At 47.1% G+C, this 25133-nt stretch carries 21 protein-coding genes; 16 read left to right on the top strand and 5 right to left on the bottom strand.

Translation table 11 applies throughout. From position 1 onward, the window contains the following. Positions 1-93: 93 nt before the first annotated feature. Positions 94-1371, top strand: a complete 1278-nt coding sequence (locus BP95_RS0115265) for an NCS2 family permease (protein WP_442952331.1) — start codon at positions 94-96, stop codon at positions 1369-1371. 175 nt (positions 1372-1546) lie between these two features. Here BP95_RS0115265 and deoD read toward each other — a convergent pair whose 3' ends face one another. Both deoD and BP95_RS0115275 read right to left on the bottom strand, forming a co-directional pair. After that, positions 1547-2263 (bottom strand): purine-nucleoside phosphorylase, encoded by a 717-nt coding sequence (deoD, locus tag BP95_RS0115270; protein ID WP_028532625.1) that lies wholly within the window; start codon positions 2261-2263, stop codon positions 1547-1549. A 158-nt stretch (positions 2264-2421) separates the two neighbouring features. Continuing rightward, complete coding sequence (locus tag BP95_RS0115275; RefSeq protein ID WP_231515119.1) at positions 2422-3180, bottom strand: Crp/Fnr family transcriptional regulator; 759 nt, start codon at positions 3178-3180, stop codon at positions 2422-2424. A gap of 165 nt (positions 3181-3345) precedes the next feature. Between BP95_RS0115275 and BP95_RS0115280 the strand changes: the two genes are divergently transcribed. The 5 genes from BP95_RS0115280 to BP95_RS0115300 all read left to right on the top strand — a co-directional run bounded on the left by BP95_RS0115280 (position 3346) and on the right by BP95_RS0115300 (position 9627). Continuing rightward, a complete protein-coding gene (locus BP95_RS0115280; protein ID WP_028532627.1) occupies positions 3346-4377 on the top strand; it encodes a BMP family lipoprotein in 1032 nt (343 codons plus the stop codon). Positions 4378-4460: 83 nt separating this feature from the next. After that, positions 4461-5993 (top strand): ABC transporter ATP-binding protein, encoded by a 1533-nt coding sequence (locus BP95_RS0115285; RefSeq protein WP_021255494.1) that lies wholly within the window; start codon positions 4461-4463, stop codon positions 5991-5993. Then, the gene (locus tag BP95_RS0115290) at positions 5990-7063 is read left to right on the top strand and encodes an ABC transporter permease (protein WP_021255493.1); all 1074 of its coding nucleotides are present in this window, start codon (positions 5990-5992) and stop codon (positions 7061-7063) included. The genes BP95_RS0115285 and BP95_RS0115290 overlap by 4 nt, the downstream gene beginning before the upstream one ends. Before the next feature lie 3 nt (positions 7064-7066). Then, positions 7067-8017, top strand: coding sequence for an ABC transporter permease (locus BP95_RS0115295; RefSeq protein ID WP_021255492.1), 951 nt, complete (start codon positions 7067-7069; stop codon positions 8015-8017). A 710-nt stretch (positions 8018-8727) separates the two neighbouring features. Then, a complete protein-coding gene (locus BP95_RS0115300) occupies positions 8728-9627 on the top strand; it encodes an SDR family oxidoreductase (protein WP_051614095.1) in 900 nt (299 codons plus the stop codon). 110 nt (positions 9628-9737) lie between these two features. Here BP95_RS0115300 and BP95_RS0115305 read toward each other — a convergent pair whose 3' ends face one another. Then, positions 9738-10211: a GNAT family N-acetyltransferase gene (locus BP95_RS0115305; protein ID WP_028532629.1), complete on the bottom strand. Its 474-nt coding sequence runs from the start codon at positions 10209-10211 to the stop codon at positions 9738-9740. Between the two features lie 207 nt (positions 10212-10418). On the opposite strand from BP95_RS0115305, the gene BP95_RS0115310 reads away from it, so the two are divergent. The 3 genes from BP95_RS0115310 to BP95_RS0115320 all read left to right on the top strand — a co-directional run bounded on the left by BP95_RS0115310 (position 10419) and on the right by BP95_RS0115320 (position 14547). Beyond that, positions 10419-11978 (top strand): hypothetical protein, encoded by a 1560-nt coding sequence (locus tag BP95_RS0115310; protein WP_028532630.1) that lies wholly within the window; start codon positions 10419-10421, stop codon positions 11976-11978. Positions 11979-12022: 44 nt separating this feature from the next. Further along, positions 12023-13249, top strand: coding sequence for an RtcB family protein (locus BP95_RS0115315; RefSeq protein WP_028532631.1), 1227 nt, complete (start codon positions 12023-12025; stop codon positions 13247-13249). A gap of 158 nt (positions 13250-13407) precedes the next feature. Then, the gene (locus BP95_RS0115320; protein WP_028532632.1) at positions 13408-14547 is read left to right on the top strand and encodes a beta-ketoacyl-ACP synthase III; all 1140 of its coding nucleotides are present in this window, start codon (positions 13408-13410) and stop codon (positions 14545-14547) included. 112 nt (positions 14548-14659) lie between these two features. On the opposite strand, the gene BP95_RS31975 is transcribed toward BP95_RS0115320, so the two are convergent. Beyond that, entirely contained in the window at positions 14660-15205 is a 546-nt protein-coding gene (locus BP95_RS31975) for a hypothetical protein (protein WP_051614096.1), read from the bottom strand. A 437-nt stretch (positions 15206-15642) separates the two neighbouring features. On the opposite strand from BP95_RS31975, the gene BP95_RS0115330 reads away from it, so the two are divergent. The 6 genes from BP95_RS0115330 to ahlS all read left to right on the top strand — a co-directional run bounded on the left by BP95_RS0115330 (position 15643) and on the right by ahlS (position 22697). Then, positions 15643-16596 (top strand): nucleoside hydrolase, encoded by a 954-nt coding sequence (locus BP95_RS0115330; RefSeq protein ID WP_021255485.1) that lies wholly within the window; start codon positions 15643-15645, stop codon positions 16594-16596. Then, the gene (locus BP95_RS0115335; RefSeq protein WP_028532633.1) at positions 16596-17552 is read left to right on the top strand and encodes a nucleoside hydrolase; all 957 of its coding nucleotides are present in this window, start codon (positions 16596-16598) and stop codon (positions 17550-17552) included. The genes BP95_RS0115330 and BP95_RS0115335 overlap by 1 nt, the downstream gene beginning before the upstream one ends. Positions 17553-17652: 100 nt before the next feature. Beyond that, complete coding sequence (locus tag BP95_RS0115340) at positions 17653-18867, top strand: NupC/NupG family nucleoside CNT transporter (protein WP_021255483.1); 1215 nt, start codon at positions 17653-17655, stop codon at positions 18865-18867. Between the two features lie 237 nt (positions 18868-19104). After that, positions 19105-20454, top strand: a complete 1350-nt coding sequence (locus BP95_RS0115345; RefSeq protein ID WP_021255482.1) for an Nramp family divalent metal transporter — start codon at positions 19105-19107, stop codon at positions 20452-20454. A 672-nt stretch (positions 20455-21126) separates the two neighbouring features. Then, positions 21127-21654, top strand: a complete 528-nt coding sequence (locus BP95_RS0115355) for a DUF4241 domain-containing protein (RefSeq protein ID WP_081819895.1) — start codon at positions 21127-21129, stop codon at positions 21652-21654. 194 nt (positions 21655-21848) lie between these two features. Then, positions 21849-22697 (top strand): AhlS family quorum-quenching N-acyl homoserine lactonase, encoded by an 849-nt coding sequence (gene ahlS, locus BP95_RS0115360; RefSeq protein WP_028532636.1) that lies wholly within the window; start codon positions 21849-21851, stop codon positions 22695-22697. 106 nt (positions 22698-22803) lie between these two features. Here the strand turns inward: ahlS and BP95_RS0115365 are convergent, their stop codons facing one another. Continuing rightward, the gene (locus tag BP95_RS0115365) at positions 22804-23235 is read right to left on the bottom strand and encodes a VOC family protein (protein WP_021255476.1); all 432 of its coding nucleotides are present in this window, start codon (positions 23233-23235) and stop codon (positions 22804-22806) included. A gap of 168 nt (positions 23236-23403) precedes the next feature. Here BP95_RS0115365 and BP95_RS0115370 point away from each other — a divergent pair, with 168 nt between their 5' ends. Beyond that, entirely contained in the window at positions 23404-24615 is a 1212-nt protein-coding gene (locus BP95_RS0115370; RefSeq protein WP_442952332.1) for a copper amine oxidase N-terminal domain-containing protein, read from the top strand. The last annotated feature ends 518 nt before the right edge of the window (positions 24616-25133 follow it).

The raw sequence follows: 25133 nt of genomic DNA on the forward strand, positions 1-25133 counted from the left end.
GATCCTTTCATAGTGAGATCAGCACTATTGTATCATGGTTTGACCGTAAGTAATAATCAGGAATAATTGGATGGAGGAAGAGGAGAATTGAGGGTGCAAGCGAAGGAACTGTTCCAAATTCGGGACAACGAGACCAATATACGTACGGAAATGCTGGCGGGTCTGACTTCATTTATTACGATTGCCTATATTATTGCGGTTAACGGGGCTATCTTAAGCATTGCGGGCATGCCGTATGAAGCCGCGACAATTGCGACCGTACTGTCTTCCATAGTTGGATGCATGCTGATGGCGTTTTGGGCCAAATCACCGCTCATTCTGGCACCAGGCATGGGGGATAACGCGTTTTTTGTCTTTACGTTGGTGGCCTCCTTCGGCCTGACGTGGCAGCAGGCACTGGCAGCGAGTTGTATCGCAGGTGTTCTATTCTTTGGCATTTCGATGACCAGAAGCGCCTTCTATTTGTCGCAGACGATACCCGAATCGATGATACGAGCCCTGACGGCAGGCATCGGATTGTTCATTGGATTTCTTGGCCTGAAAAATGGCGGCGTGATCGTGCCCAGTGAGAGTACGTTCGTTCAACTGGCGAGCTTCAGCGATCCGTATGCGTTAACGACTCTATTGACGCTTGCTCTCGTAGTCCCGCTGTTTTTGCGCGGGGTGAAGGGAAGCTTCCTGATTGGAATCATTGCAGGAACACTGATTGGGGGAGTTCTTGGGATTGTCGATTTCTCGAAAATGGATAGCTTCACGTTTTCCATGGCGGGGTATGAGCAACTGCTGTTTGCTTTTGATTTTAGCCTGTTGAGCAGCTTTCATTTCTGGATTGCCGTATTTTCCTTATTGATGGTCATTCTCTTTGCGAATATGGGGGCGCAATTAGGCATGCTGCCGGACCATTCGAAGTTCAAGCGTTCATTTCAAGCCAACGCGTTATCTATCATTACGGCATCCATGCTCGGATGCAGCCCGACGACTACGGTTGCTGAATCCGCAACAGGTATTGCGGCTGGCGGGAGATCTGGATTAACGCCATTTATCGCAGGTTTGCTGTTTATTCCGGCATTGTTCGTTGTTCCGATCTTGAAATTGATCCCGAATGCTGCGATTGCACCTGTACTTATCATCGTAGGCTGTTTGATGATGCAAGGGGTCAGACATATCCAGTGGGATGACTTGACGGAGGCTTTTCCAGCATTTCTGATGATGCTCGTGATGCCGTTATCATTCAGTATCGTGAATGGGATAGCATGTGGCTTCATAGCCTATCCGATGGTCAAAATCGTCACGGGACGGCGCTCTGAAGTCACGGCAGCCATGTATGGGATTGCGGTATTGTTCTTGATCTATTTTATCGTGAGACAGTAAAAGATTTTTGTGTAAAATTTTGTCTAAATATGGTAAGCTAGGCGGAGAGGATGGTTGGAGAGGGGGACGTGCCGTGAGACTGATTGCCATCACCCGAATATGACGCATCGCGTAGGCTTATGCCTGATGCGCCCATATTCGGGTTTGTTACGGTTACGGTTACGGTGAAGCAGCATTACCCTTGGCGGATTGCTGTCTCCAAAGCGACTTCAATCATATCGTTGAACGTCAATTGCCGCTCTTCGGATGTCGTGGCTTCACCTGTTAGGATATGGTCGCTTACTGTGAACATAGCTAGTCCGTTAATTTGATGCTTCGCCGCCAGCGTATACAATGCTGCAGTCTCCATTTCAACAGCCAATACGCCGTAAGCGCCAAGCTTCAGCATCGTTTCCTTGTCATTGTCCTCTGTATAGAAGATATCAGAGCATAGGATGTTCCCTACACGCAGATTTAGTTTCTTCTCCATGCCGATATCGTACGCTGTCTTGATGAGATCGAAGTTCCCAATCGGCGCGAATGCATAACCTGGGAACCGGTTCGTATTAAGCGAAGAATCCGTACATACCGCTTGGGCGATAAGCACGTCGCGCAGCTTCACATCATGCTGAATCGCGCCGCATGTTCCGATGCGAATGATCGTCTTCACATCATAATCTTGAATCAATTCTGTTGCGTAAATCGCGAATGAAGGAACACCCATCCCAGAACCTTGCACAGAAACAGGCTTCCCTTTGTATGTCCCTGTAAATCCAAGCATCCCGCGGACTTGGTTGTGGCATTTTGCGTCTTCCAAGAATGTCTCAGCAATATACTTCGCGCGCAGCGGATCTCCGGGCATTAAGGCAACTGGTGCGATTTCACCTTTTTTGGCTTCTATATGTACACTCATTGGAACGTACCTCCTTTTCATTTTCAAGCGCATGAATCATGAGAACGCTTTACTCCAATACCCTATCATACGTGTACACATCAATTCAGTAATGCAAGCTATCGCTTTTCTGTGAAGTAGATTACAAAAAAACAGTGCAGCGTTTAACTGAACTTCTTCTAAGCTCCATCTATAATCGAGTTGTCTCCAGCTTTTGTGTACCACCTGCGTTGGTCAGGCGGATGAGCGCATACACGATCACATATGCTGCGAAGCGTGGGGAGATCAACAATCTTAATCGTTTTCTGTTCAATCGTGATGATCCCTTCATCTTGGAAGTCCTTTAATACTTTGGATACGGACTCGCGGGTTACGCCGAGCATATTGGCAATGACATGATGCGTTAATTTATAGCCAATTATGTAAGCGGATTCACCTTCAGCTTTCCGTCCTAGGTTGCAATACAAGTCATAGATGAGGTTCGCCGTCTTCAGACGAGTGTCAAGGAAGGAAATGTACTGGGCTTTGCGATTGAGAATCCGGATGCTCTCTACGAGCAGCCAGTAACAGCGTCGCAGCACGCTGGGATACTCGTCCAGAATGGTCTGGAAATCTTGCTTCTTCAAATACCAGGTGTGCACGGTTTCCATAGCAGCGATGGAGGCAATGCGGTAATCATCATAATGGATGGCTTCGATCTCGCCGACGACATGGCCAGGGAAGGCAACGCCATATATGATTTCTTTGTCTTCGAACAAGCTATATATTTTAATGGACCCGGATCGAATAAGGAACACATCGCCGTTATGATCGCTTTCATAGATAATAACTTGATTCTTGCGGAATTGCCGGTTGCTGATCATTGGCATAATACGCTCTACTGCTTCATCTGATAGTTCTTCAAAGATTGAAATGCTTCTTATGTCTGTAATCATCATAGATGCCCTCACTTTCCAATATATCGTGGCATGTTAGAAAATCACCGAAGCTTTTTACTGTTCATTATGACCGTGATGCGGCTGAAGTTCAAGGCAAGTGAAGCCCATTACCGGTAATGAAAATAGATTTTTACAAATTCAATTATGTGTCGGAGGGTCAAACAGATGAAGAAAAAGATGAATCTTTTACTTGTATTCGTATTGATGGTTTCCATGGTGTTATCCGCATGTGGCGCGAAGAATGAATCCAAGAGCGGAGCTGGCACAGCTGGAGAAACTGGCGGCAAAAAGCTCAAAATCGGTATGGTTACTGACTTGGGTAGTGTCAATGACAAATCCTTCAACCAGAATGCATGGGAAGGATTGCAGAAGTTGAAGGCTGACTTTGGATACGATGTCAAATACGCGGAACCCAAACAAGATTCTGAAGTCATCCCAAATTTGAATCAATTCGTCAAAGGCGGATATGACCTCACATGGGCGACAGCTTATACATTGGATGGTGCCATAACGCAAATTGCCAAAGAAAACCCGGATGCGAAGCTTGGCATCATTGATTCTTCCATTGTTGTGCCAAACGTTGCAGCTGTTTCCTTCAAAGAACAAGAAGGGGCCTACTTAGTAGGGGTAATCGCTGGCTTGATGACCAAATCGAATAAAATTGGCTTCGTCGGCGGCATGGAAATCCCTCCAATCCAACGCTTCGCGGCCGGTTTCCGTGAAGGGATCAAAGCCGTAAATCCGAATGCACAATTATCCGTGAACTATACAGGGCAATTTACACGCGTTGATATGGGGAAATCCGCTGCGGCGACGATGTACAATGACGGCGCAGATATTATTTTCCATGCTTCAGGATTGACAGGCAACGGCGTATTTAACGAGGCGAAAGAGCGTGTCTCCCAAGGGCAAAAAGTATGGGTTATCGGGGTAGATAAAGACCAATCTCTGACGTTCGGCGATGAAGTAACCTTAACGTCCATGATCAAGAAAGTTGATGTCGCTGTCTATGAAATCTCGAAGCAACTAGCAGAAGGCAACTTCCCAGGCGGTAAAGTGACGAACATGGGTCTCAAAGATAACGGTGTTGACATTGCACCAACATCCACTAAGAACGTTCCGGCAGATGTATTGGCGAAAGTGGAAGAATACCGCAAAAAAATTATTGACGGTGAAATTGTCGTACCAGAAATTTAGAGCAAAGAACCGATTGGAACCGAAAAGCTCCCCTCGCCTAATCAGCGGGGGGTTGTTTCTGGAGGAGGAAGGAGCCAAGTCTAATGGTGCATACAGAGACGGTATTGGAGTTAAAAGGAATCACAAAGCGATTTGGTGACGTCGTCGCGAATGAAGACATCTGCTTTGCCTTGAAGAAGGGTGAAATTCATGCCTTGCTTGGTGAGAATGGTGCGGGCAAGTCGACATTGATGAATATCGTATTCGGATTGTATCAGCCAACAGAAGGCTCTATTTGGGTCAACGGACAAGAAGTGATTATGGATACCCCGAACCGGGCGATTGAGCTGGGGATTGGGATGGTGCATCAACATTTCAAGCTTGTACAGCCTTTTACGGTCACTGAAAATATCATTCTCGGCATGGAACCGAAATCCGGTCTGAGAACTGATTTGAAGAGTGCTTCAGCTAAAATTCGGCAATTATCGGAGCAGTATGGCCTAAATGTGGATCCTGCTGCCAAGATTGAGCATATTTCAGTAGGAATGCAGCAGCGGGTAGAAATCTTGAAGACGCTGTACCGCGGCGCAGATATCGTCATCTTGGACGAGCCGACGGCGGTGCTGACACCTCAAGAGATTACGGATCTGCTTGCCATTATGAAGCGGCTTGCGAGTGAAGGCAAGTCCATTATTATCATCACGCACAAGCTGAAGGAAATTATGGAGGTTGCGGATACGTGCACCATTATTCGCCGGGGGCGCGTGATCGACTCGGTTATGGTCAAGGATTCCAGCCCTCAAGAATTGGCTGAGAAGATGGTGGGCCGCGAAGTGCGGTTCAAGACGGAGAAGGCTCCAGCCAATCCGATGCAGCCTATTCTGAACGTAAACAACTTACACGTTCGCAGGGATAATGGACAATTTGCGGTAGACGGCCTCTCCTTCCAGGTTCGTGCGGGTGAAATCGTCGGCATTGCGGGGGTTGATGGGAACGGACAAACCGAGTTAATCGAAGCATTAACAGGCATGCGGCGTGTAGAATCGGGCGAGATTCAGTTGGACGGCGTCAATGTCGTGAACAAGACTCCGCGTGAGGTTGGCCGAGCTGGAATGTCGCATATTCCGCAGGATCGCCATAAGCATGGTCTGGTGTTGGACTTTACCGTGCCGGAGAATGCAATCTTGCAGACCTATGATAAGCCTGAATTGACGAAGGGCGGACTTATGGATCACAAAGCTGCGTTAACGCTTGCCGAGAAATACGTGAGATCATTCGATATCCGTATTCCCGGATATGAGGTGCCGGTACGTGCAATGTCCGGAGGCAACCAGCAGAAATTAATTATCGCGCGGGAAATTGATCGGCATCCCAAGCTGTTGATCGCCGCGCAACCGACACGCGGCCTCGATGTTGGAGCGATTGAGTTTGTCCATAAGGCGCTCATTGCGGAACGCGATAATGGCAAAGGCATACTTCTCGTATCCTTCGAATTGGAAGAAATCATGAACGTGGCTGATCGAATTATCGTGCTCTTCAATGGCCAAATCGTAGGAGAAGCTCGTCCAGAAGAGACCAATGATCAAGAGCTAGGATTGATGATGGCGGGCAGACGACAAGGAGGCGAATCGAATTGAATCGTGTGAACAAGCTTCTGCGTCAAGAATCGATCTGGATACCGGTCATTTCCATTGTGATCGGGATTGTCATCGGCGCGATTGTGATGCTGATTGGCGGATATGATCCATTGCTTGCCTATTCTTCGTTGATAGATAAGATTTTCGGTAGTGTCTATGACATCGGTGAAACGCTGCGTTCTATCGTCCCACTGATTCTATCAGGTCTCGCGGTTGCGATCGCATTCCGCGGCGGGATGTTCAATATCGGGGTGGAAGGGCAGATCGTGATGGGCTCTCTCGGGGCCTTGATGGTCGGAAATATGCTGGAATTGCCGCCATTCATTCATGGGATCGTAGCGATACTCGTCGGAACCTTGTTCGGTGGAATATGGGGGGCACTGGTCGCCATATTCAAAGTCAAACGCGGGTTGAATGAAGTTATCTCGTGCATCATGCTGAACTGGATTGCCCTATATATTAGTCATATTGCAATCAAATCGTACATGGCTGAAGCAGGCACATCCCGTTCACAAATGATCCATGAATCTGCGGACATCCAGATTCCGTGGTTATCGGATCTGCTCAGCGGGGCTCGTATTCACTGGGGATTCTTCATCGTCATCTTCATCCTTATCGGTTATTACTATTATATGAACCGCACCAAGAAGGGCTATGAGATTCGTGCAGTAGGATACAATAGGCATGCTGCGGAATACGCAGGGATGAATGTATCTAAGATTGCGATTCGTACGTTCTTTATCTCTGGCGCGCTTGGCGGCTTGATTGGCACGTTCGAAGTGCTCGGTGTATTTAAGTATATGGCGATTACGCCTAATACTTCTGGCATTGGGTTCGATGGAATCGCGGTAGCCCTGCTCGGCATGAACACGGCAGTTGGGGTAACCTTGTCCGCAGCTCTATTTGGCGGCTTGTATTATGGTGCGCAAGGAATGAGCTTCGGTGCTGATGTGCCTCCTGAAGTGATTAAGATGGTAATCAGTATCATTATCTTCTTCGCGGCAGCTCCAGGAGCCATCCGCATGTTCATCAAGATGTTCAAACGCAAATCGAAGCGGGAGGAGGGGTAAACCATGGATATTCTAGCCAATCTATTGAATGGAACATTCGTGTTTGCCACGGCATTGATCTTTGCCGCACTTGGCGGGGTGATCGTCGAACGTACCGGTGTTATTAACCTGGGACTTGAAGGGTTTATGATATCGGGAGCCTTCGCTGCTGCGGTTACGACGCATTATGCGGAGAGTGCGGGGCTTGGCGGTGCTTCGCCTTGGTTAGGTCTCCTCGGTGCCATGATTTTCACGCTGATCTTCTCCGGCATTCATGCACTTGCTTCGATAAAATTTAAAGCAAATCAGGTAATCAGCGGGATTGTCGTCAACTTGCTGGCGGCGAGCTCGACGTTCTTCATGGTCAAGCTCTTGTTCGATGGAGCAGCGGAGACGCCGATCATTGAGGTGTTTTTTAAATGGTCCATCCCATTGTTGAGTGACATTCCGTTCTTCGGAAAAGCATTCTTTACGGCATATCCAACGACCTATATCGCTTATATTTGTGTATTCGTGGTATGGTTCGTCATGTATAAGACACCGCTTGGCTTGCGGATGCGCGCGGTTGGGGAACACCCTGGGGCTGCTGATACGGCAGGCGTGAAGGTCAATCGCCTTCGTACGTTATCCATTCTGGTTGGAGGATCCATCGCTGCCCTAGGAGGCGCAACGGTCGCCTTAACGGCGAACAGCAGCTTCGCGCAGAGCACGATTTCCGGTCAAGGCTTTATTGCCCTTGCCGCGGTCATCTTCGGGAAGTGGAACCCAATAGGGGCGTTTGGCGCAGCGATTTTCTTCGGATTTGCCCAAGCACTCAAGGATCAAGTCGTTATTTATGATTGGGCGAAGACGATACCGACTGAAGTGTTCTACATGCTTCCTTATCTGTTGACCTTGCTGGTGCTGCTCTTTGCAGTTGGGCGTACGAGCGGACCAACCGCACTCGGAGAGCCGTATGATCCGGGGAAAAGATAGAATTTAATTTCGATTTCGTCCATGTGAAGAAAGTATAATGAAGCATCCCCTCAGAGGTAATTGGAGCAACCAATACCTTCTGGAGGGGATTTTTTTATTTGAAAGTCTATATTCGAATCATCTGTTAAACTACACACAGTTCCCTAAGCTCCTCTAAGTGAACAGGTCAAAATTCCGCGTTTCTTTTCAGACTGAAAACTATCTCATGATTGAGCCGACGATTACAGAGCGTTATGAAGAATGGAAAGCTAGTAAACAATCAGCATCTGCTAGCAAATGAAGACTTCCATCATCGCTGCCCTAACAAACGGAACATGAAGACTGTGATCAGGATAAAGGCAATATTGAAGGTGCTAGCTGGTTAGTTACATTTTGGTTGAAAATTCCTGTAGGCTTTGTTACAGTATTGGTATCTAACAGGAACGGAGGGTTATGTGTGATAGATTGTTCCCGATAAGCCAACCATGCAAATTGCATTCATTGGTTCTTTGTTTCTCTGCCTGTCAGCAGAGCAATCGGGATAAGTCTGTCCATATGCCGTCTTGTTCATGTCTTGGCGAGTGTCGCGAGGATTTGCCTGCGTTTTTTATCGAGGGCTTCTTTGGCGCTGTCCGAACATGGACTTATACAGGGATATTCCTACCCGATTATAGTTGGCACAGGCAGAGCATTTGTCTGTGTTTTTTTATTTTGGTTAGGGGGGATTTCCTATGATAACACAGGAACTGTTCAATCCTAAAGATCGGAAGAATAAGAAGAGACGCGTGTGGCTGATTACGGGCGCCAGCAAGGGGCTGGGCTATGCATTTGCCAATGCTGCGCTAGAAGCAGGGGATCAGGTTGTAGCCGTCGCCAGAACCGTCGGGAAGTTAGAATCACTGAAAGAGCAATACCAAGATGCACTGCTATTTTTACGGCTTGATATCCGGGAGCGGGAATCTGTATTTGCAACCGTAAAGGCGGCGGTAGAGCATTTCGGGCGTCTTGATATTGTCGTGAACAACGCGGGCATGATGACGTTAGGCATGGTCGAGGAACTGAGCGAAGCCGATGCAAGAGATCTTATTGAAACGAATTTTTTCGGTGCGGTATGGGTTTCTCAGGCGGTATTCCCTTACTTGCGTGAGCAGCGGTCAGGGCATTTGATTCAAATTTCCAGCATAGGGGGAGTAATCTCAGGTCCAATGACAGGCATGTATAGTGCTAGCAAATTTGCACTAGAGGGCCTAAGCGAAGCGTTGGCGCAGGAAGCAGCCCACTTTGGGGTGAAGTTGACGCTCGTGGAGCCGGGCGGGTATTGGACGGATTTATACAGCACGATGCGCTATAGCCAGCCATTAGAGGCTTACCATTCTCTTCGAGAAGAGCTAGCCCAACAGTATGCGGAAAGTTCGATAGATAGTGACCCTGCATTGGCTGCCGAAGCGCTTATGAAGCTGGTGGATAGCGAGAACCCGCCTTTGCGGCTTATTTTGGGAAGCGCGATTTTTGATATCGCCAGAAACACTTATAAGGAACGCATTACGACTTGGGAAGCGTGGGAATCAGTGAGCAGAGCGGCAGAACAGGGGATATCCGTCCCGCCGAAGGATGGAGCCACCGAGGTGTAAGAAGTAGCGTACGATGCTTATCGTCAACAAAAAGTAGGAAGCCGTTTCTCGGTATGTACTGGGAAACGGCTGTCATTTATCCGAACTATGTCGCTTATTTAATGGAGGATTTACTTGATAGAGGTAACAAACAGCACTCTGCTTCCGCCTCTTCCGTCATAGTTCGTATGTACGGGAATCCCATCTATCTCGCCGTCTCCTTCTTCGATTCGGAAGCCCATCCGCGTATGAAATGCGATCGAAGTCGTATTAACGGGTGAAGTCAAACAGCGGACGATATCGCAATCGTATTGCCGTACGGCATCGAAGAACGTTTCGTACAGCCTTTTCGCGATCCCGGACTTTCGATGATTCGGGTGAACACCGATAAAATGGATATAGGCCTCGTTCGGATAGGTTTGCGACACGAACCCAATTAAGAAGGCGACCATTTCCCCGTCTTGTTCTGCAATAAAGCTCGTTTGTTGAAAATGGACAAAAAACAATTTTGGCAGCATGTCAGACATATTTCTGCCGCCCCACCAATCGTTAAGAACAGAAATTACACTGGTATAATCGGATGTTCTCACTGCACGAATGTTCATGTCCAGCACCTCACTTATGCGAATAATATATAAATTTTACCATAAATCAAGAAAAGTTTTGTATATAATATATTGCGTCAGTCGCGTGTTTGCAGCCCATTACATAAACAGCTTCATGGATGGTCGTAATACTTTTACCATGTTCATTGGATTGGACTTAAGCGAGGATAGAGGCAGAAGAACGTATCGGGAAAGGGGAACAGTACGATGATTATTTCTTTTGACCAAGCGGCACCATGGAAGGGGAGACCTTCCATTTATTCATACATACGAGATCAAGGGGAGTCAGTAAATGGCTCTTTGCCGGATGACGACGAATTCTGGGCTGACAGCAAGTTACGGTGGGCATCAGGTGCCTTGGACGGAGTGCTCAGTCACCATGCAGCAGGCAGTGAGCGGGAGGAAGAGGTAGACGAAATCGTCGAATTATTGGCGAAGCACTCTAGGGAGACAAAGCATGCCACGCGAAAGGCACTGTATATGAAGCTCGTTACGGCTGAAATAAGCAGCATGATTGACGATATATTGGAGCAGGTACGTACTCATCCAGATATACGACCAGAGCCCGTATTCCATGAAGCGGTATGGCTCGCTGAGCATGGGGCACATCGCAATATCGTAAAGTTCGGTATTGCGCTGCTCGGCCTATTCCAAAATGAACACGTGAAGGAGCTGCTTCTAACGCTCGGTAGGCATGATGAGTTCACGCTGTATACGGCAGTCGCGATTCGGAATGGAATGGACGACAGCAACGAGGTGCTATGGGAATTAGCCAAGCATGTTCATGGTTGGGGGAAAATTCATCTCGTTGAGAGGCTGGAGCCGGCGACGCAGGAAATTCGAGATTGGCTGCTGCGCTATGGATGCCAGAACAATATTATGGATGAATATTTGGCATGCATATGTGCGAGAAATGGAGGCTTGCAGGGGGCGCTATCCGTCGAGCAGGTTGACCACGAATTGTATGAAGGTGCGACGGATATTATTGAAGCTTTGTTAAATGGAGGCCCCGCAGAGGATATCGATGATTATGAGTATGCTCCACAAGTGCTATCGGATTATGTAAGGTTGGCGCGAGAAATGTGTTCCACGGTCAAGCACCTATCGGTTATGTTCCATCTGCACGACTTCTTAGCCCAAGATGAGGAGAGATGGAACGAGCGAATGTCTGCAGGATGGACGGAGCAGCTTAGAACCGATACGATAGAAGCAGTTCAAGTGATCATTGCCCAGCCGAAATGGAAGGGGAACGTGCTGGATGCAATTGAATCGAGCGAATCGGTGAATCGCTATTACGGTATAGCATGCGCAGGGAAGCTCGGGATAGATATTTGGGAGACCCTTTATCATCAGCTTGCTGAGGATCCACTGCAGGATTCCCTTTACTTGCAGCTCATGAAATCAGAAGACACGAGCAAAATTCGGAAGGTGGTTCAGTTCGCTGAGGAACACCTGCCGCTGCAGGATATCGCTACAGGTCCGGGGGCTGAGATGGGGCTTGGGAAAGAGTACATTGCGCATCAATGCTTAAATAGCATCTTGCAGAGCTTGGAGCGATTCGCTGGTATTGGAGAGAGGCTCGTTAAGGCAGGTCTAAACAGTCCTGTCGTTCGCAATCGGAATATGGCGCTGCGGGCATTGGAGGGCTGGGACGCTGCTTCATGGGGTGAGCAGCTCATCGGGGCGGTCATTCATTCGTTAGAAGTAGAGACGGAAGAATCGGTAAGAGAACGAATTTGTGCGCTGCGAGAAGCAAAAGGCGTTTGAATGTAAGAATAGAAATCATATTTTACCTGGAGTTGAAGGAATATATGGCATATCAACATATAGATGGCGTACGTGTGTGGGGCAACCCGGAGGAGAGCGCCGTTGCGCAAGCGAAAATGTGCGCTAGGACGGGCAATGTGGTTCAAGCCCTGCTGATGGCGGATCATCATAAAGGATACAGTCAGCCGATTGGCGGGGTCGTAGTCTATGACGGGCAAATCTCGCCTTCAGGTGTCGGGTATGACATTGCCTGCGGGAACAAAGCAGTCCGTACTCATTTGACAGCAGAAGAAATCAAGCCTAGATTGCCGAAAATCATGGACAAAATCGCCCGCAAAATCTCCTTCGGGATGGGGAGAGTCAATAATGAGAAAGTGGATCACGATCTCTTCGATGATCCGGACTGGAACGTCTATCAAGCGATTGGCAAGCAGGAGCATGACAAGCTGAAAGCATTGGCTCGCAATCAGCTTGGTACCGTCGGAAGCGGCAATCATTTTGTAGACTTGTTCGAGGAAGTAGGGACGGGACGCCTTTGGGTTGCGAATCATTTCGGGAGCAGAGGATTCGGGCATAAGACGGCGAGCGGATTTCTGAATTTGGCTGTTGGACGGGAGTTCCTTGCCAGTGCTCCAGGAGAGAAGATGGATCAGCCGCCTATCCTGCTTGATTTGAGCAGCGAGGTTGGAGATATGTATTACCGTGCCATGAAGCTGGCTGGGCGATATGCCTATGCAGGACGGGATTACGTAATCGAGCAAGTGCTGGCTATTCTGGGTACGGATGCTGATCTTGAGGTGCACAATCACCATAACTATGCTTGGAAAGAAACACATAACGGCAAAGAAGTCATGGTTGTCCGTAAAGGGGCGACTCCTTCCGCACCGGGGCAGGTCGGCTTTATCGGCGGCAGTATGGGCGACATATCGGTAATTGTAAAAGGCAAGGATAGCATAGAGAATAGCGAAGCTTATTACAGCACCGTTCATGGCGCGGGACGGATCATGAGCCGGACGCAGGCGGCAGGCAAAATGAACTGGAAGACCCGAACTCGAAGCGGCGGTAAAATTACGACAGCGCAAATGATGGAGGCCGTGCGCACATTCGGCGTCGAGCTGCGCGGAGCGGGCACGGACGAGAGTCCGTTTGTGTATCGGAAGCTGCAGGAGGTATTGGATGCACATGCAGAAACGATCGAAGTGATGCACACATTAAAGCCGATCGGCGTGTGTATGGCCGGAGCAGATGAGTTCGATCCGTATAAGGATTAGTTAGCGTGTAGTAGCACACAATTGAAGCAAAATGGAAGAAGAACGCTCTGATACGGGAATAGAGCGTTCTTTTTTTGCGCTCGAAAAATCCAATACTTTACAATTTAATTAAATTCTATGATAATCAAGAAATATATCATATTTTATGGAGGTGCTTCATGAATCAAGTCTATATAACAAGTATAGGTAAATTCCTTCCTGGCTCTCCGGTTAGTAATGATGAAATTGAAGATTATCTAGGCAAAATTGGTGGTAAGACCTCAAAGACCAAGCGGATCATCCTTGAAAAGAATCAGATAAAATATCGCTACTACGCAATGAACAAAGAACAACAGAGCTTATATACGAACGCAGAAATGGCTGCTCTAGCAATACGAGATGCACTAGAACGAAATGAAAACATAGCAGAACAGGATATTGGCTTCCTAGCAACGGGATCGACGAGAGCCGATTTGCTTCTTCCTGGTTTTGCGAGTATGGTACATGCCGAAGCGGGCTTGCCGGTAATGGAGATATCCTCGCATTCGGGTTTATGTGCTAGCGGTATGCAGGCACTTAAATATGCGTACTTACAAATTAAATCTGGCGAACAAGAAGCAGCAGTCGCCTGTGCCAGTGAGTTTCTGAGCCGTGAATTTAAGCATACGAAGTTTGAGGCGCAGTCTGTACATAGCAATGGGCGAGTGCCGTTTGACACGGACTTTTTGCGATTTATGCTGTCGGATGGTGCAGGCGCGGCTATATTGCAGGACAAGCACTCCACGAAGGGGTTATCGCTGCGCATCGAATGGATTGATAACAAGTCCTATGCAAATGAGTATGACGTGTGCATGTATTCCGGTATGGACAAGGACAGTGGAGTTCCTTCGTGGCTTGATTATGCATCCATTCATGAAGCGGCGGATCAAGGGGCTCTAAATCTGAAGCAAGACGTCAGACTAGTTAATGAAATCACGACGGTAGGTGTTCGTCGATTTTTGGAGCTGGTGCAGGAAGGCCGGATTGAACCCGAGACCATCGATTGGATGGTTTGCCACTACTCGTCGCATTTTTTTAGAGATGAGATATTCCGGTTGTTGAAGCAGGGCGGGGTATCAATACCAGCAGAGAAATGGTTTACGAATTTATATACAAAGGGAAACACGGCTTCCGCTTCGATATACATTATGCTGGAGGAGCTCATGAATGAGGGACATCTAATGGAAGGGCAGCAAGTGCTGTGCATCGTTCCCGAAAGCGGTAGATTCCAAACCTCGATTATGATGCTGACAGTAGTTGGGCCTTCGGTCGAAGAATAGAATTGGATAGATGGCATTTCTAGATAAATGGATCATAAGTGGGCAGGCAGAGAGTGGGGAGCCACTCTCTCTTTTTGTAATTTCAGAAGTACGACAAGGGGGAGCGCTCCCCTCATAGAGGTTGGACACCCGTCAACTTCAAGATAAATACAAGGAGAATAACCACGCAAATGCCTAGAGGAATCGAAGCAAATGTCGCCCCAACGATTGCTATCCCTCCGCCTCGCGCAGAATGTCTCGCACTGATCCCTAATGCAAATCCAATTATGTTCAAGATAAAGGACGTAATCATGACGGGCTTTAGTTTGGACGTGAATATGGAGTTATACTTGATCACCTCGTTCAGATGATTCAATATGTATAGAAATGACAGGATACCAAGTAGGCTGAACATAAGGGAAGCAACTGCTTGCCCCTGTCTATTTACGGGAGCCTTGGAAGGTGAGACAGGTTTAGCAGCAGGTTTGCTGGTCGATGTCTTAGGAAGTTCTGTCACTTTTTCCGGCTTCCCTGACTGTGAGTTGATCGAAGCAGGGCGAATCGTTCTGGGCTGCTCACGGGTTCTACGATTTCTGTCAGGCTCTGCTGTTCTGCTGGGTGATCTCATTGTGGTTCTGTTGATAGGTTTTACTGGCGTTCTAGATGGACGCTGCTGCACAATTTGTTCTCCTTTCGTAGGAGGATTAGGTTTTAGGAATCAGACAATACTATATATGTAATCGGCAGAATGGAGTCAGAAACTTTGTTGATTTTATTTCTCTATACTTTCTATTATGATAGATCATGTACGAATGTCCTCTCTTCGCGGTGAGGACATTTCTTTGCAATAAAGCGAGGGATGTACGGGACTGGGGAGAGGAAGTATCATTTGTCAGATAGGAATAAGTGACAATTCTCCCTATTAATACTTTAGAATCGAATATTTTTTTCTTTTAACTATATATTTTTAAAAGAAAATTTAGTATTATTTATAACGGAATCCGAATAATGCGATAAAAATCATTTTTGTTTGTTCGGTTTTGCGACACTTTGTACGGATATAACATAGAATACATTTACTTCACATGAAGTGTTGATGTATGGAATGGAGACAAGATGAAGAAAAAGATTTATTTTAACCACGATGGCGGCGTTGATGATTTGATTTCTTTGTTTTTGTTATTGCAAATGGATAACGTTGAGTTGACAGGTGTATCCGTTATTCCAGCGGATTGCTACTTAGAACCAGCGATGTTTGCAAGCCGTAAAATCATTGATCGCTTCGGAACAGGCGGGCTGGATGTAGCCGCGTCTAATTCGCGTGGGAAAAATCCTTTCCCGAAAGACTGGCGCATGCATGCATTCTATGTGGATGCTCTGCCGCTCTTGAATGAATCTGGCAAGGTCGTAACTCCGGTTGCGGACAAGCCGGCACATGAACACATTATTGATACGCTGCGTGCAACGGAAGGCAAGACGACCTTGTTATTCACAGGTCCGCTGACTGATCTTGCTCGCGCATTAGATATGGATCCAACAATTGAAGAGAAGGTAGAACGCCTTGTATGGATGGGCGGTACATTCCGCGAAGCGGGCAATGTGCATGAGCCTGAGCATGACGGAACAGCAGAATGGAACGTATTCTGGGATCCGGATGCTGCTGCTCGCGTGTGGGAGAGCGGAATCGAGATTGATCTCGTAGCGCTGGAAAGCACGAACCAAGTACCGCTTACACTGGATGTTCGTGAACGCTGGGCTGCAGAGCGCAAGCATATCGGGGTGGATTTCCTCGGTCAATGCTACGCAATGGTGCCGCCGCTCGTTCATTTCTCTACGAACTCGACTTACTATCTGTGGGATGTATTAACGACTGCCTTCGTTGGCAAGAGCGATCTTGTGAAGGTACAGACGGTGAACAGCAAGGTAATTACCGAAGGTGCTAGCCAAGGCCGTACGGTAGAAACGGCAGACGGTCGTCCGGTACAGGTCGTATACGATGTAGACCGCGATGCATTCTTCGATTACATGACAGACCTAGCGAAAAAAGCAACAGAGAAGAGGGAGTCATAATGTCAGAGAAGAAACGCGTCATTATTGATACCGACACAGCAGGTGACGATACAATCGCGATCTTAACGGCCCTTCACTATTTCCAAGTCGAAGGCATTATGATTACAGGCGGTAATGTGCAGTTCGATCAACAGGTGGAAAATGCATTGTATACGGTTCAGGTTGCAGGACATAGCGGCAAGGTTCCGGTGTACAAAGGATATGAAGGTCCAATTATGGGACTGGGACACAAAGAGCATCGCACTGTAGAGGATGTACACGGCAAGGACGGGATGGGCGATTCCTTTTTCGAAAAGGCGATTCAATCCCCTGCAACTGGACATGCGGTTGATTTCTTAATTGACACGGTGCATAACAATCCTGGGGAAATCCATCTGCTGGCGATTGCGCCGCTGACGAATATTGCGATGGCCATCAAGAAGGATCCGACGATTATACCGTTAATCCCGCATTTGTATATTATGGGCGGCACGAACAATGCGCTCGGCAACATTACACCGACGGCAGAGTACAACTTCTACGTTGACCCGGAAGCGGCTAAGATCGTGCTTCACTCAGGCATTCCAATCACGATGGTTGGCTGGGAAATGTGTACGCAATATTCCATCATGGATGACAACGACCATGCGGAAATCGAGCAGCTCGGCACAAAGGGTGCGAAATTCTTCAAGGACGTGAACAAGGTCGTCATGCGCTTCAACAAGACCGTTCACCGTCTGAATGGTACAACGCATCCAGATACATTGCTGGCAGCAGTTGCGGCAGATGAGTCGATTATGACGAACTCTCATCTCTATCATGTTGATGTAGAGACGGTGGGCGAGTTGACAAGAGGCTACAGCCTAGTCGACATCAACAATCGATTGGAGCGCACGCGCAATGTTCGCGTATGTGAAGCAGTCGATCGCGATGCGTTTAAGGGAATGCTATTTGATGTATTAAAATCCATAAACTAGCACAAAATATTCGAATTCATACGAATGAAATTGAAGAGGTCTATCCGACCCTTTCGTATTACAATCTTGGCCATAGACTCGATGAAGAAAGGATCTGTATATGCAATACATTTGGGGGCTTCTAGGCATTTTAGGCATTCTCGTTATAGCGCTGGCATTATCTAAAAATCGCAAAGCGATTAATCCGAGAACGGTCATTGGCGCGTTCGCGATTCAATTCATCTTTGCGTTAATCGTACTGAAGTGGGAATTCGGCAAGACGATGCTGAACTACTTATCCAAAGTTGTACAGAGCATCATTGATTCCACGAATGCGGGGATTCAGTTCTTGTTCGGCGGGATACTCGGGGCAGAGAAGGCGGGCTTTACGTTCGCACTGCAGGTGCTGCCGATCATTATTTTCTTCTGTTCCTTAATCGCAGTTCTGTATTACCTCGGCATTATGCAGTGGGCAACAAGAATCATTGGCGGATTTCTATCTAAAGTGCTCAAGACGAGCGAAACGGAATCCATGTCAGCGGCAGCGAATATTTTCCTCGGTCCAACCGAAGCGCCGCTTGTTGTTAAGCCTTATATCGAGAAAATGACCAAGTCGGAGCTGTTCGCGATTATGGTCGGCGGGCTGGCGTGCGTGTCTGGTTCCGTACTGGGCGGATATGCGATGCTTGGCGTACCGATTGAATACTTGCTTGCAGCAGCATTCATGGGGGCACCAGGCGGCTTGTTGATGGCCAAGATCATGATGCCGGAAACTGATCACCATCTTCGAGTGGAAAAGGTTCAGATGGTCAAGGATACGGAGTCCCGTAATGTGATCGACGCTGCTGCTCGCGGTGCCTCGGACGGTCTGAAAATTGCTGCCGGGGTAGGAGCGATGCTTCTGGCGTTCATCTCGCTCATTTTCCTAGTGAACATGATCATCGGCTGGGTTGGCGGCGTGTTCGGCATTGAAGCATTGACGCTCGAGCAAATTCTCGGCTACCTGTTCGCACCGATTGCCTTCTTGATTGGTGTTCCATGGAGCGAAGCGCTGCAAGCAGGTTCCTTCATCGGGCAGAAGTTCGTCTTGAACGAATTCGTCGCGTACACTTCGTTCGCGCCTGAGATTGCAAGCTTGTCTCCGAAGAGCGTAGTCATCATCAGCTTTGCGCTGTGCGGCTTTGCCAATCTGGCAGCCATCGCGCTGCTTATTGGAGGTCTGGGCGGTATAGCTCCTTCCCGCAGACAGGATCTCGCTGAGCTGGGCTTCCGCGCGATCATTGCTGCAACACTTGCAAACTTGCTGAGTGCAGCCATTGCGGGTATGCTCGTGTAGTGTGAGTGTGAGTGTTGTGTGCGAGGCTAATAGTCAATAACAATAACACAATAACATGTCGTTAGGAATCAAGAGGCGGTCGCTTCCCTGGATTGAAACAGGGAACGGCCGCCCTTTTCATATAAAAAGAGTGGCAGGAAGCATGTCTAACACTTGAAATTTTCAGAAAAAGGTATAAAATGATTAAAAGTTGATATAGAGAAACATTTTTGGGAGTGGAAAAAAGGTGGGCTGATTATGGAGTCAGGAAAAGGCAGATTCTTTCACAAAACACAAAATGGCTCAAGCTTAGAGGAAATAAATAATACGGTTCCGATACCTCAAGATGCAGGTTTCTGGAGGAAGCTGCTAGCTTATTCAGGACCGGGTGCATTAGTCGCAGTAGGATACATGGATCCTGGCAACTGGGTTACCTCCATTGCGGGTGGGGCGCAGTTTGGTTATTTGCTGTTGTCGGTCATTCTCATCTCCAGTCTGATTGCCATGCTATTGCAGAGCATGTCTGCGAAGTTAGGAATTGTAACCGGAATGGACTTGGCGCAAGTAACTCGGTTGAAAACGGGCAAAAAATGGGGCTTTGCCCTATGGATTATTACAGAGCTGGCCATTATGGCTACAGATATAGCTGAAGTTATTGGGAGTGCGGTGGCATTGAATTTATTGTTCAATATCCCTTTGCTCGTTGGTGTATTTATTACCGTACTTGATGTATTTTTACTATTGATATTAGCGCGGTTTGGTTTTCGGAAAATTGAAGCCATCGTCGTTACGTTGATTGCAACGATACTTGTTGTTTTCCTGTATGAAGTCATTATTGCTCAGCCGAATGTGGCTCAAATGCTTGGAGGATTCATCCCAAGAACGGAGATCGTATTTAATGACGGGGCATTGTTTATCGCGCTAGGCATCGTTGGCGCCACGGTAATGCCGCACAATTTATATTTGCATTCGTCGATTGTGCAGGCACGCCAGTATGATCGTGGAGATCGGAAATCGCTCAAAGAAGCAGTCAAATTTGCGACGATTGACTCCAATATACAGCTAACTGTCGCGTTTGTGGTGAACTGCTTACTGCTTATTCTAGGTGCATCCTTGTTCTTCGGTTACAGTGGCTCCTTGGATACACTGGGGCAGTTATACCGTGCATTGAATGACAGCTCGATTGTCGGTGCGATTGCCAGCCCTGTACTGAGCGTATTGTTCGCCGTTGCCCTGCTTGCGTCAGGCCAAAATTCAACGATTACAGGAACATTGTCCGGGCAGATCATTATGGAAGGCTTCATTCATATGAAAATGCCGATGTGGGCTAGACGGATGATTACCCGGCTTGTGGCCATTATTCCCGTCGTAGTATGTATCCTGGTGTTCGGGAGTACGGAATCTGTAGTCGAGAAATTATTGATCTATTCACAAGTATTTCTAAGCGTCGCATTGCCGTTTTCCATCATTCCTTTGACTCTCTTTACGAGCGATGAGAAACTGATGGGCGAATTTAAAAATAAATTATGGGTCGTTATTCTCGCCTGGGTCATTTCCGTAGTATTAACGATTCTCAATATCTGGCTTATTATTACGACATTCCAATAATATTGCATTACATGAAGGCTGCAAGCCTAAGAACCCGAGTGGTGACACGATAAAAGGTGCCCCTCTCGGGTTCTTTGTGTTTTCTCCTTGGATATAATCTTTAAATGCCTTACATGGAAAATATTTGGTGGAAAAAATGTGGTCTTTTGTATAAAGTATGAAATATCTAAATATACGACTTTATTCCTACATAGTTATAGATTCGAAAGGAGTTAATAGAGTGCAGCCTACTAGAACGATAACAAGCAATAGAGCGAGCAAGCCAGTCGCGACGACACAAACACGGACTACCAGCAGCCAGATGAGTACTGGCAAGCAGACAGGCAGGATAACAGGTTCTAGCAGTAACACGAATAATATGATAAATGAGCATAATGATGCAGTCAGGTGTGAGAAATGTGGTTCAGTACAAATTGTAGGAGGGCAAAGAGGTTTTAGTGCAGGACTTGCCTTTTTAGGCGGATGTTTTTTTACGTTACTAGGTACATTGATTGGTCATGCGATTGGCGGCCCTACAACTATCATGTTTTTTATGCTATTTGGTTTGATATTAGGGTTTTCAGGAAATAGTGAGCTGATTAATTCATGTATGAAATGCGGTCATAAGTGGAGACCAAGATTACGGAAAAAGAAGAAATAAGTATGGAAAGAACTATGAAAGGAGTGTTTGCTATATTCATTTCATTAGGTCAATTTGAAATCACCTCCGGGAAACTGGTTGTATCCGATCCATGCTATGACTTGAATGAGAATACGATCATTATGGGTGTGCTGGACGATGTGCTGAATGGAGCATGGAGCGCATACGTAAGCAAGACGGAGGTCCAAGATTGGGGAGAAGCTTGTGCCAAGCTTCTTGCTTGTCACGGCTCGGTTGCCGATAAGCTGGAGACCCTTGAATGGGTGAAAGGGAACTTCATTGTAGGCGTAGATAGCGGACAGGCTGGAATCTTTGACGTGAGCAAGTATCGAATTCCAGATCCCGATGCAGATAGTACGGAACCCAATGATACGGACAGCGAATGGTATTACGCTTGCTGCGATATTACAGAGAGCGGTGAAGAGGCCGGTGTGCTGGATGGTGGTGTTGTTTCTCGTACCGGATTTGGCGATGGAGCGTATGCGGCGTATTATGCTGTCAATAGGCAAAGTCAGATCATAGGAATTAAGATTATTTTCATTAAGGACGCGGATGTGTAGCAACTAAGAGTAAAGATCAACGAACAAGCACAATGATGTCTGGATTGATAGAGGACATTGTTGTGCTTTTTATTTACTGAGCATTAGTCCAGATAATCCCTCCTTATGCAATTTTAGTTGGTAATTCTTCGATTTTGATCATAGAATCATAGTGTGTATCCTATGCCGTACTTAATCAATGGGAGGAAATGAAGATGACAAATGTGATCAAGGCTCGTCCGAAACTGTATGTGATGGATAATGGCCGTATGAGCATGGATAAGAACTGGTTGCTTGCCATGCATAATCCGGCTACGGTTCTGAATCCGAATGCGGCGACCGAATTTGTGGAATTTCCTGTCTATACGGTGTTAATTGATCATCCAGAAGGCAAGATTCTGTTCGATACGGCTTGCAATCCGAATGGAATGGGCAAGGAGGGCCGGTGGGCGGAATCGATACAAATGCTCTTTCCGTGGAAAGCGAGTGAGGAATGTTATCTGCATAATCGACTGGCACAGTTGAACGTATCTCCTCAGGATATCAAGTATGTTGTGGCTTCTCATTTGCATTTGGATCATGCAGGATGTCTGGAATTGTTTACGAATGCGACCATTATCGTTCACGAGGACGAGCTGAACGGAGCTCTGCAAACGTATGCCCGCAACGAAAAAGAAGGGGGCTACATATGGGCCGACATCGATGCCTGGATCAAAAATAATCTACAGTGGAAAACGATCAAGCGGACAGAGGATCAACTGGAATTGGCCGAGGGCATTACGCTGCTGAACTTCGGAAGCGGACATGCTTGGGGCATGCTGGGCTTGCATGTCAATATGCCGGAAACGGGTGGGATCATCCTTGCTTCCGATACCATCTATACAGCGGAGAGCTACGGTCCACCGGTGAGACCGCCAGGCAATCTGTATGACTCGCTTGGATACCGGAATACGGTAGAGCGTATCCGCACGCTTGCCACACGAACAAACTCCCAAGTATGGTACGGGCATGATGCCAATCAGTTTAAGGGATTTCGCAAGTCAACAGAAGGATACTATGAGTAAGTAGTTGCCAATATAGGATTCATTCTTTAATGAAATGATGAAGGTATCAGTCCCCATAAAAGCTAGTAAAAAAGGAGTTCATCCGATGATGAACTCCCTGCTTCTTTTAAAAGGTCAACATTGCCCCTCGCTCGTCAAACACGGAATCTGGATTCCAAGCGACTTCCCAATAGTTGTTCTCCGGGTCTGCGAAGTAAGCAATTCTTCCTCCCCAGAAGGCATCGCTCGGTTCGCGGAGAATGTGTGCACCTGCAAGTTTAATTTGCTCAATGGTGGAATCGACTTGTTCAGGGGCATCGACATTGATAGCGAACGTGACTCCACGGAATACATTTGTCTGCTTCGGCACTTCAACTCCTGCATCTTCCGCCAGCTTCTCAATTGGGAACAGTGAGAGAATAACCCCTGCCGTCTTGAATACGGCATATTCATCCGAACTTATTTCCGTTTCTGCCCATCCTAGCCGCTGATAAAAGGCTCTCAGGGAAGGCAAATGATATGCGCCAATCGTGAGAAGACTCACTCGCTGCGGTACCATATGTACGCCTCCTAGCAAGGTAATAGATATATAGGACCTTAGGTGATATGCACCATACAGAAATGGGTCTTGTTGCCAATTGCTCTGCACTTTATAATCTCCTTGTATGTCAGAACTACAAAGAGAAAAGTCGAGGTCATATATCATATGAAGAGATTGCTTTTGTACATGACAGTTATATGTATAGGTATGAGTGTTGGATTCAATATCCCTAGCGTCTATGCTTCTTCACTTCGAGTCGAGGTGGATGGAAGGGAAGTAGCCTTCCCGGACGAACTGCCTTATGTGGACGCTGCTACCAACCTGACCATGGTTCCTGCCAAGTTCGTGTCCGAGAAGCTTGGCGCAACCGTGAAGTGGAACAGGCCGCAGAACCAGATCCTAATTACCTATAAAAATGATACGATTGCGCTGGGATTTGGAGAAAGTCATGCCATTGTAAACGGGGAAACCGTAACTTTTGGTGGGGGAGCTCTGCTCAAAAACGGCCGTACAATGGTTCCCCTGCGCTTCATCAGCGAGGCCTTTCATGCTCAAGTGGAATGGCAGCCGAAGCAGAATCAGGTCAGCATCATGACGGCCGTCAGCAATGTGCCGAAGGGGACATGGATATGGGACAGCCAAGTGATCGTAAGAGATTCAGACAAGGCGATAAGCTTTGCTAAAGAGCGCAATGTGACTACCATCTACCTTCAAATTAATACCGATATGGCCCCGGCGATCTATGAAAGCTTTGTTCGCAGCGCCAAGGAACAGGGGATTCAAGTAGAGGCACTAGAGGGACGACCTGAATGGGCTTATAAGAAAAACCAGGATAAGATAAAAAAATTCATTGCTTGGGTCAACGCCTACAATGCGTCCGTCGAAGCGGAGGCGAGGTTTGCGGGACTACATTTCGATATCGAGCCTTACCGCTTAAGCGAATGGAAGAAAGACAATAAGGTGCTTTTGGAAGGCTGGATGGACAACTTGCGACTGATCGAGAAGGAAACCAAGGAGAACGATCTCAAAATTACGATGGACGTTCCGTATTGGCTGAATACGATCAAAGTGCCAGGGACGGATTACAGCATGAGCGCATGGCTTTTGGAAAAATTCGATTGCCTGGTAATCATGAATTATCGCAATCATGCGTTAGGCAGAAATGGGATCGTGGAAAATGCGCAAGCGATGCTGAGAGAAGCCTCCACGTTGAAAAAGAAAATTGTCATTGCCGTGGAGACAATAAAAAGTTCGGAGGGTCCACGGACATCATTTTACTCCATGAGCAGCGAAACGATGGAAAAGGAGCTGCAAGCCGCCCATAACCAATTGACCCGCTATGCGAGCTATGCCGGATTTGCTGTTCATGATTTTAAAAGTTGGCAGGCTATGAAATAAGAAGCTGCTGATGTCATATCACAGTAGGCGAAGGATGCTAGGGAGAAATGCGAAGATGAGCATTAACATGATGAGCAAAGGGATTCCCCAGTCCCAGGGAATGGTCTTGTGAAGTGCTTTTATTCGGAAGGCGAGAAAGATGAGTACAAATACAGCAGGGAATTTTATCATGAATGCATTTATTCCAGTGAAGCCTAGTAATTGATTAGTTTGATATACAATCCAGATAATCGCATAAATAACGGGAAGAACTAATTTCAAAAGATCACCTCCATGAGGTATGATAACAATTTCCATAATCTGTGTATAGTTGTATAATGATATGAAATGAAGAAACACCTCTTCAATAGCTGAGTAGGGGATTCAAGTAACCTCGGTCAGGTTGGAAGAGGTGTTTAGGCCGTGTTGATGATTGTTAATTTTTAGATCGGCTACACTTAGTTGGACAGAAAAATTAAGGGCTAGTAGAATTAACACATCATAACAAGGAGCGGATCTACTATGCCAAGAATAAGACG

It is taken from the genome of Paenibacillus sp. UNC217MF (genome assembly GCF_000686865.1).
GTDB classification, from domain to species: Bacteria; Bacillota; Bacilli; order Paenibacillales; family Paenibacillaceae; genus Paenibacillus_B; species Paenibacillus_B suaedae.

Excerpts from the sequence above, each read along its gene's own strand:
- deoD (WP_028532625.1), bottom strand. The coding sequence starts at position 2,263 with ATGAGTGTACATATAGAAGCCAAAAAAGGTGAAATCGCACCAGTTGCC.
- BP95_RS0115275 (WP_231515119.1), bottom strand. The coding sequence starts at position 3,180 with ATGATGATTACAGACATAAGAAGCATTTCAATCTTTGAAGAACTATCA.
- BP95_RS0115280 (WP_028532627.1), top strand. The coding sequence starts at position 3,346 with ATGAAGAAAAAGATGAATCTTTTACTTGTATTCGTATTGATGGTTTCC.
- BP95_RS0115285 (WP_021255494.1), top strand. The coding sequence starts at position 4,461 with ATGGTGCATACAGAGACGGTATTGGAGTTAAAAGGAATCACAAAGCGA.
- BP95_RS0115295 (WP_021255492.1), top strand. The coding sequence starts at position 7,067 with ATGGATATTCTAGCCAATCTATTGAATGGAACATTCGTGTTTGCCACG.
- BP95_RS0115300 (WP_051614095.1), top strand. The coding sequence starts at position 8,728 with ATGATAACACAGGAACTGTTCAATCCTAAAGATCGGAAGAATAAGAAG.
- BP95_RS0115305 (WP_028532629.1), bottom strand. The coding sequence starts at position 10,211 with ATGAACATTCGTGCAGTGAGAACATCCGATTATACCAGTGTAATTTCT.
- BP95_RS0115310 (WP_028532630.1), top strand. The coding sequence starts at position 10,419 with ATGATTATTTCTTTTGACCAAGCGGCACCATGGAAGGGGAGACCTTCC.
- BP95_RS0115315 (WP_028532631.1), top strand. The coding sequence starts at position 12,023 with ATGGCATATCAACATATAGATGGCGTACGTGTGTGGGGCAACCCGGAG.
- BP95_RS0115320 (WP_028532632.1), top strand. The coding sequence starts at position 13,408 with ATGAATCAAGTCTATATAACAAGTATAGGTAAATTCCTTCCTGGCTCT.
- BP95_RS0115330 (WP_021255485.1), top strand. The coding sequence starts at position 15,643 with ATGAAGAAAAAGATTTATTTTAACCACGATGGCGGCGTTGATGATTTG.
- BP95_RS0115335 (WP_028532633.1), top strand. The coding sequence starts at position 16,596 with ATGTCAGAGAAGAAACGCGTCATTATTGATACCGACACAGCAGGTGAC.
- BP95_RS0115340 (WP_021255483.1), top strand. The coding sequence starts at position 17,653 with ATGCAATACATTTGGGGGCTTCTAGGCATTTTAGGCATTCTCGTTATA.
- BP95_RS0115345 (WP_021255482.1), top strand. The coding sequence starts at position 19,105 with ATGGAGTCAGGAAAAGGCAGATTCTTTCACAAAACACAAAATGGCTCA.
- ahlS (WP_028532636.1), top strand. The coding sequence starts at position 21,849 with ATGACAAATGTGATCAAGGCTCGTCCGAAACTGTATGTGATGGATAAT.
- BP95_RS0115365 (WP_021255476.1), bottom strand. The coding sequence starts at position 23,235 with ATGGTACCGCAGCGAGTGAGTCTTCTCACGATTGGCGCATATCATTTG.
- BP95_RS0115370 (WP_442952332.1), top strand. The coding sequence starts at position 23,404 with ATGACAGTTATATGTATAGGTATGAGTGTTGGATTCAATATCCCTAGC.